3 protein-coding genes are annotated in these 1381 nt (G+C 56.6%); 1 reads left to right on the top strand and 2 read right to left on the bottom strand.

The features are described 5' to 3' along the window. Nucleotides 1-491: flavin reductase family protein (locus F624_RS34575; protein ID WP_157443758.1), on the top strand; the 491-nt coding region annotated here is incomplete at its 5' end. 73 nt (nucleotides 492-564) lie between these two features. On the opposite strand, the gene F624_RS0131945 is transcribed toward F624_RS34575, so the two are convergent. Together F624_RS0131945 and F624_RS0131950 are read right to left on the bottom strand one after the other, a co-directional pair. Next, the gene (locus F624_RS0131945) at nucleotides 565-1047 is read right to left on the bottom strand and encodes a DUF6933 domain-containing protein (protein WP_019578421.1); all 483 of its coding nucleotides are present in this window, start codon (nucleotides 1045-1047) and stop codon (nucleotides 565-567) included. 31 nt (nucleotides 1048-1078) lie between these two features. Next, nucleotides 1079-1381 (bottom strand): helix-turn-helix domain-containing protein (locus F624_RS0131950; RefSeq protein ID WP_342663623.1); only part of this gene is annotated, 303 nt, incomplete at its 5' end.

Genomic DNA, 1381 nt, shown 5'->3' on the forward strand with positions numbered 1-1381 from the left:
CCCCCCCCCTGGCGTTGACCTTACATCTCGATCAGGAACAAGGGCGACCACCGAACATGATGGAGTTGCTTGCAGGCCGTTCTCAAGATGCGCATTTTTACTGCTGCGGTCCTGCTCCTATGCTGGACGCCTTTGAACAAGCATGTGAGGCGCTGGGTCAAACCCACATCCATCTAGAGCGCTTCGCAGCCACAGCGAAACCTTCAAGCACTGCCATCACAAGCACAGGCTATGACGTTGAACTGAAAAAGTCGTGCAAAACCTTACACGTCTCACCAGGCGTGAGCCTTCTTGATTGCTTGCTGCAGGCAGGGCTACAGCCGGAATTCAGTTGCCGTGAGGGGGTTTGCGGCGCCTGCGAAACGCGAGTGATATCGGGCGACGTCGACCACCAAGACCAGATTCTGACCAAGCAGGAAAAGGTCGCCAACAAATCTATGATGATTTGTGTGTCTAGCTGTCGTTCCGGGGTTCTTGTCCTCGATCTTTGAATGTCTCAAGGCTTGCTCCCAACTTCGACCTATTCAATCCCTGTGTAGTAGACGGGGATCGAAGTTAGGACATTCACCGCTCCCGCAACACGCGTTCGAGCGCTTCCCGAGGGCTCAGATACCCAATCGGCCGACACGGAGTGATCACCAACTTCTTCATGACCGCAATCGGCTCTGACGTGCCAAAGTGATGCCGGTAGCTCTCGGCCAGGAACGAGAACTCGTTCAACATGCCAATCAGGCTGCGATTGACTGTCTTGCATACCGAGCCATAACCCATGGCTTGGAGCTCCTCAGCGATCACGGCCTCCGGCACGTCCAATGCCAGCAACGCCTCTCCAACAGCCTGGGGAAAGCGCTCCACTAGCGTCGCCGCCGGCGCCAATGGCAGCAGCACAGGAAGCAAAGTCCTTTCGTTGACAACCAGGACCATCTGAGGCTTCCAGAACAACACCGTGGCGTACCAGTTCCCCAGACGGATATCAGTTTCAGTAGGTGCGGCGATCGGTCGCTTGAGGCGATCCAACAGCTTCTTGGTGCAATGAAGGTTGTACATCGTCTACCTGCTGAGCACGTTCACACCGCACTCAGGACGGCCTTTCTGACTTGACCACAACCTCAGCTTGTTCCGGAGGTTTGAGCAAGCTCCAGGGCGCCACATCTAGGGCCTGCGCCAGTCGCTCGATGTTGGACAACGAGACGTTCCAGCGCGATCGCTCAACTGCGGATACGTAGGTCCGATCCAACTCACACTCCATCGCCAGTCGCTCCTGCGACCAGCCCTTTTGCACCCGAAGCAGGCGCACCCAATACGCGAACACCTCACGGAGGTTGTCGGGATCGGGCAAACGGGTGGGACCTGATGGCTTTGCAGACACATCCCAAGCATC

Source organism: Curvibacter lanceolatus ATCC 14669 (assembly GCF_000381265.1).
GTDB lineage: Bacteria > Pseudomonadota > Gammaproteobacteria > Burkholderiales > Burkholderiaceae_C > Curvibacter > Curvibacter lanceolatus.